Source organism: Dietzia sp. CW19, from assembly GCF_014145265.1.
GTDB lineage: Bacteria > Actinomycetota > Actinomycetes > Mycobacteriales > Mycobacteriaceae > Dietzia > Dietzia natronolimnaea.
This window is the reverse complement of record NZ_JAALEE010000229.1, coordinates 1-5,849: the sequence shown is the minus strand read 5'-3', so window position 1 is coordinate 5,849 and position 5,849 is coordinate 1. Positions and strand designations below refer to the sequence as shown.

4 protein-coding genes are annotated in these 5,849 nt (G+C 71.8%); 3 read left to right on the top strand and 1 reads right to left on the bottom strand.

Going from position 1 to position 5,849, the window contains the following annotated elements:
• The first annotated feature begins 3 nt into the window (after window positions 1-3).
• Genes G6021_RS07585 through G6021_RS07575 form a run of 3 tightly spaced genes read left to right on the top strand, consistent with a single transcriptional unit; the run spans window position 4 to window position 3,704 of the window.
• Window positions 4-993 (top strand): extracellular solute-binding protein, encoded by a 990-nt coding sequence (locus G6021_RS07585; protein WP_182640993.1) that lies wholly within the window; start codon window positions 4-6, stop codon window positions 991-993.
• Window positions 994-1,039: 46 nt separating this feature from the next.
• Complete coding sequence (locus G6021_RS07580) at window positions 1,040-2,656, top strand: ABC transporter permease subunit (protein WP_182640991.1); 1,617 nt, start codon at window positions 1,040-1,042, stop codon at window positions 2,654-2,656.
• Window positions 2,649-3,704: an ABC transporter ATP-binding protein gene (locus tag G6021_RS07575; RefSeq protein ID WP_182640990.1), complete on the top strand. Its 1,056-nt coding sequence runs from the start codon at window positions 2,649-2,651 to the stop codon at window positions 3,702-3,704. The genes G6021_RS07580 and G6021_RS07575 overlap by 8 nt, the downstream gene beginning before the upstream one ends.
• Window positions 3,705-3,713: 9 nt before the next feature.
• Here G6021_RS07575 and G6021_RS07570 read toward each other — a convergent pair.
• Window positions 3,714-5,849, bottom strand: a 2,136-nt coding sequence (locus tag G6021_RS07570) for a PEP/pyruvate-binding domain-containing protein (RefSeq protein ID WP_182640989.1), incomplete at its 5' end; no start/stop codon positions are given.

Sequence of the window (5,849 nt, the reverse complement as noted above, 5' to 3'; positions counted from 1 at the left end):
GCGGTGGCCGGCGCCCTCACGCTCACGGCGTGCGCCGAGCCCGATGACGGAGCCGAGACCACAGCGAGCGGGGACGGGGTCACCGGCACGGTCACCCTGTACACCTCCGAGCCCCAGGCGAAGATCGACGAGATCATCGCGGCCTTCAACGAGGAGCAGCCCGACATCACGGTCGAGGTGTTCCGCGCCGGGACCGGTGACCTGCGCGCCCGCATCGCGGCGGAGCAGGCCACGGGCCAGATCGGCGCCGACGTGCTCCTGGCCGCCGACGTCCCGACGTTCGAGGGCTACAAGGAGCAGGACCTGTTCCGCGAGTTCACGCCGACTGACACCGACGCGCTCGTCGAGGAAGCGGTAGACCCCGACGGCTACTACGTGGGGACGCGGATCATCCCCACCGTGATCGCCTACAACACGAACGACGTCGACGAGCCGCCGACCTCGTGGGCCGAGCTCGCCGAGCCGGACTACGCCGGGCAGATCGTCCTGCCCAACCCGGACATCTCCGGTGCCGCCGCGTTCAACGCCTCGGCGTGGAGCCTGCACCCGGACCTCGGCCCGGAGTGGATCCAGGCGCTCGGCGCGAACGCCCCCCAGGTGGCCGAGTCGAACGGTCCGGTGGCCCAGGCCGTCGCCGAGGGATCGCGCCCGATCGGCATCGTGGTGGACTACCTCGTGCGCGACCTCGCCGCGGCGGGTTCGCCGATCGGGGCCAGCTACCCCAACGAGGGGGTCCCCTACATCACCCAGCCGGGCGCGGTGTTCGCCGACGCCCAGGATCCGGAGGCGGCCCAGCTGTTCCTCGACTTCGTCGTCTCCACGCGTGGCCAGGAGATCGCCGTCGAGCAGAACTACCTGCCGGTCCGCGACGACGTGGGCACCCCGGAGGACGCGCCGTCCCTGGACCAGATCGCGCTGTTCGACCAGAACCTCGAGGCGATCGCCCAGAACCAGGCCGCCGCCGTGGCCGCGTTCAACGAGGCGATCCGCTGACGCCACGCGTCCGCCACCGTCCCCGCCCTCGACCCCTACTCCTCCCGTGACCCTGCCGATCCGGATCGTCCTCTGGTCCTCGCTCCTCGGGATCGCGGTGCTGCCCCTGGCCCTCGTCGTCTCGCTGGGCTTCGGGGCCAACCACCTTCCGCTGCTGCTCGACGGTGGCATCGTGCAGGCCGCGGTGAACAGCGTGACCACCTCATTCGCGGCGGCCGTCGGGGCGGTCGTGATCGGCACGATGATGGCGTTCCTGCTGGACCGGACCGACCTGGCCGGGCGCAGACCGCTCAAGCTGCTGCTGCTCACCCCGCTGTTCGTGCCCCCGTTCATCGGCGCGATCGCGTGGACGGGACTGGTCACCCGGGGCGGGCTCATCGACCGCACGGTGGGGTTCGCCCCCTGGGACTTCTACGGGTTCTCGGGCGTGGCGTTCCTCCTGACGCTGCACAGCTATCCCGTCGCCTACTTCGTGGTGGCCGCGGCGCTGCGCAGGATCCCCGCGGACCTGGTCGAGGCCGCGCGCATGGGTGGTGCCACACCCCTGCGGACCCAACTGGACGTGACGCTGCCGCTCATCCGTCCGGCGATCGCGGCGGCGTTCACGCTGACCTTCGTCAGCAGCATCGGCGACTTCGGCATCCCGATCATCGTGGGCGTCCCCGGCGGTCTCGACACACTGTCGACGATGGTCTACCGGTACCTCGAGTCCGGGACCGTGGACTCGCCGCTGCAGGTGGTCTCACAGATCGGCATCATCCTGCTGGTATTGGGTGTGATCGGCACGATCCTCGACCGTCGGATATCGAAGCGGGTCGTGGAGTTCGGCGGGTCCGGGCGGGAGTTCGACCCGATGTCGCTCGGGCGGTCGCGGGCCGGGGTCTCGGCCGTGGCCTGGGTCTTCGGTCTCGTCACCACCGTGGCCCCGCTGGCCGGCCTCGTGGTCAGGTCCCTCCTGCCGGCCCCAGGGGTGCCGCTGACCTTCGAGACCATGACGCTGGACAACTACCAGCGCGTGCTCTCCTCCGCGCAGACGATCAACGGAGCCACCAACTCGGTGGTCCTCTCCATCGGGGCCGGGGTCCTCTGCGGGATCCTCGGTCTCGCGGTGGGCCTGTTCACCACCCGGCTCGCCCGTGCCGACAGGGAGCCGATGCTGTTGACGGTGCTGCTCCCGCAGGCGGTTCCCGGCCTGGTCATCGCCACGGGTTGGCTCATCCTCGGCCGGTACACCGGGCTCTACAACACCGGGTGGGTGATCCTCGGTGCCTACGTCACCGCGTTCGCGGCGATCGTGGTCCAGACGGTGCGCGGACCGCTGGCCGGCATGCACTCCTCGATGGAGGAGGCCGCGAGGATCGGCGGGGCGGGACCGTTCCGGGCGCACCTCGACACCAGTGTGCGTCTGGCACTGCCGGCCGCGGGGATCGGCGCGATCATGGTCGCCGTCACGGCCGTGCGCGAGCTGACCCTGTCGGTGCTGCTCGTCTCGCCGGGGACGCAGACCCTCGGTGTGGTGATCTTCCAGTACCAGAGGGCCGGCGACGTCAACGCCTCGTCCGCGCTCTCGGTGATCCTCATGCTGGTGGGCCTGGTGGTGCTGGCAGTGTTCGGGTCGCGGTTCACCAGGTCCGACTCGGAGACAGGGAAGCTGAATGTCTGAACTCGACGCCACAGGGGTGAGCGTGCGCTTCGGCTCCACGCGTGCCCTCGATTCGGTCGACCTCCGCGTGGACGCCGGTCGGATCCTGGCCCTCGTCGGCCCGTCCGGCTCCGGCAAGTCGACGTTCCTGCGGGCGGTGGCGGGCTTCGTCACCCCGGACGCCGGCACCATCCGGGTGGGGGACCGAGTGCTGGTGGGCGACGGCGTCATGGTGCCGCCCGAGCGCCGGGGACTGGGCATGGTCTTCCAGCACCACGCGGTGTGGCCGCACATGACCGTCGCCGAGAACGTGGCCTACCCGCTCAGGCGTGCCCGCTGGAATCGGTCGGATCGCGAGGCGCGCGTGGCGGAGGTGCTCGCGACCGTCGAGCTGGGCGACCTGGCCGACCGCGCGCCGGACACCCTCTCGGGCGGCCAGCGACAGCGGGTCGCACTGGCCCGGGCGCTCGTCGCACGGCCCGCCGTCCTGCTGCTCGACGAGGCGCTCTCGGCCCTGGACGAGCCGTTGCGGGCGAGCCTGCGGCTCATGCTGCGCAGGCTCGCCGCGGAGCACGAGCTCACGATGGTCCACGTGACGCACGACCGTGACGAGGCGCTGGCGATCGGGGACCAGGTCGCCGTGCTCAACCGGGGCCGACTCGTGCAGGTGGGGTCGCCCGCGGAACTCGATGCCTCGCCGAACAGCGAGTTCGTGGCGCGGTTCCTGCACGACGCGACCTGCGTGGCCGGCAGCATGGGCGACGGCCGGTTCCGCTCGGACGACGGCAGGGTCGTGGTGCACCCCGACGCGCTGGACTTCCCGTCCGGATCCGTCGAGGGCCCCGCGCACCTCGCGCTACCGCCTGACGGCGTGGAGCTGGTGGATCTTCCCACCGGCGACGGTGTCCTGCCTGTCGAGGTGGTCACCAGTCTCTACGGGCGTCGTGGTCGTACGGTCATCTGCCGGTCCGGTGACCTCGAACTGCGCGTGCTGACCACTGGTGTCGACGAGACGTCCCCGGCCGCGCGCGGCGCGCGGGTGAGGCGCGGGTTCGTCTACCCCAGGTGACCGCGGCCCCTACGTGTCCGCACCTGCCGCGGTCTCGTCGGGCCGGGACTGGTCGAGACGCGTCACCACCCCCCGGTCCCCGTCCACGCGCACACGGTCTCCGGTCCGCAGGGTCTGCGTGGCCACCAGGGTGTTGACCACGCAGGGCAGGCCGTACTCGCGCGCGACCACGGCCCCGTGGGAGACCGAACTGCCGATGTCGGTGACCAGGGCCGCGATGACCGTGAAGTACGGCGTCCAGCCCACATCCGTGACCGGCGCGACCAGGATCTCCCCCGGCTGCACCTCGCGTGCGTCGACGATGGACCTCGCCACGCGCACCACACCCTCCACGGATCCGCGACTCGCGGGCCGGCCGATGATCTCGCCACCCGCCGCCTCGCGCGGGGGTCGGGCGATCAACGGGACCGGGCGGCCGACCGACACGTCGGGGAACTCCAGGACGTCCTGGAACGCCAGCGCCTCCCGGCGCTTGAGGGCGCTCCGGACCAGATCGCCGATCTCGCCCGCCCCCTCGGTATCGCCCGCCCCGACGATCCGGGCCAGCTCAGCACGGTCGAAGAAGAACACCAGGTCGGCGTCGGGTAGTCGCCCGGCGGCGGCCAGCACCTCACCGAGGTGGCGGTAGCCCCGCTTGAGCGCGTGCGCCATCAGCGCCATCTTGGCCTTGGTCTCCTCGCGCCCGCGAGCCCCCTCCTGCGCGAACCGGGCGAGCAGTCGGATGACGGGGGAGCCGGGCTCGTCCACGCCCGCATCCGCGGCGGACCCGATCCGCTCGGGCGAGACCTGCGCCGACCGCACCATCACCTGCATCATGGCCCCGAGCCCCTCCGGATCCTCGGCCCAGGAGGCATCGCGCATGCACAGCTCGCGGTAGCCGCGGTGACCATGACGGGCCAGGAACCCCCGCAGTCGCTCGCCCGCGGCGTTGGTCGAGGCCCGGAGGGTGGTGACCGCGTCGCCGGGATCCGCGGCGAGGAACCCCTCGGCGGCCGGGGGGTCGGCGGCGATGGCGCGGACCACCGAGTCCAGCTGCTCCAGCATCACCGCGCTCTCCACCTCGGAGGCGCCGGCCATGAGCCGCGCCGCGTCGGTGCGGCCGGAGTCCTCGCTGCGGCCGGCCTTGACCGCCTGCTTCATGAGGACACTCTCGAGGATGTTGGCGGCGACCGCGGCGCGCGAGGACGAGCGCACATGGGTCAGCGTCACGTCGCAGTACTGCTCGACGCCGGCCTCCAACTGCTCCATCACCAGCCGCGGGTCCTCGCTGGTCGGGACCCGCCAGGCGGCGATCTGCCCTTCCAACCGCCGGATCGCCGGGCCCGCCGACAGCGCGTGGGAGGACAGGCGGATGGTGTTGCCGAGCCTGCGCAGGAACGGCTTGGGCGGCTTGGGCACCAGCTCCTCGACCACCCGTCCGCAGATCGAGGTGGAGAACTGCTCGAGAGAGTTGCCCACGATGCCCGAGCTCAGCGCGGTGCCCTCGGTGAGGTTGAGGAACATGTGCCCGGAGAAGTAGCCCACCTGCAGCCACGGCTGGTCGTAGCTCGCCTGGGCCCGGGCCACCACTTGGATTGCCTGCATGGCGTAGTCGATCGCGAACCCCGAGACCGACGCCGTCAGCGGACAGAACGCCCCCGGCATCATCTCCCCGATGTTGCAGCGCGTGTAGACGTGGTCCTCGCCGGCCAGCGGGGAGTCCATCTCGCCGAGATCGGCGGGCAGGGTCGTGATGGGCCTGGCCTGCAACCACCAGAGCCTGCCTGCCCGGTCGATCGCCCACTCGAGGTCCATCGGCCTGCCCCAGTGCTGCTGTGCGCGCAGGGCGCCCGACCGGATGGCCGCGATCTCCTCCGGGGACAGGACCCCCTCGTCGTCGTCGTACTCCCGGACGGCCACCCCGCCGACGGAATCCAGGACGAGGTGGTCCGGCGACGCCGATCCGTCGACCAGCGCCTCGCCCAGGCCGGCGACCGCGTCGATCACCATGAGGTCGCGCCGACCACTGGTGGGGTCCGCGGTGAACACCACGCCGGCGGCGCGCGCGTCCACCATCTGCTGCACCACCAGGTGCATGGGCGTCGGGGTGGTGTCCGTGGCCGTGTCCGCGGCCGTGGTGCCGGCCCCGGTGCCGACCGTCGCGGT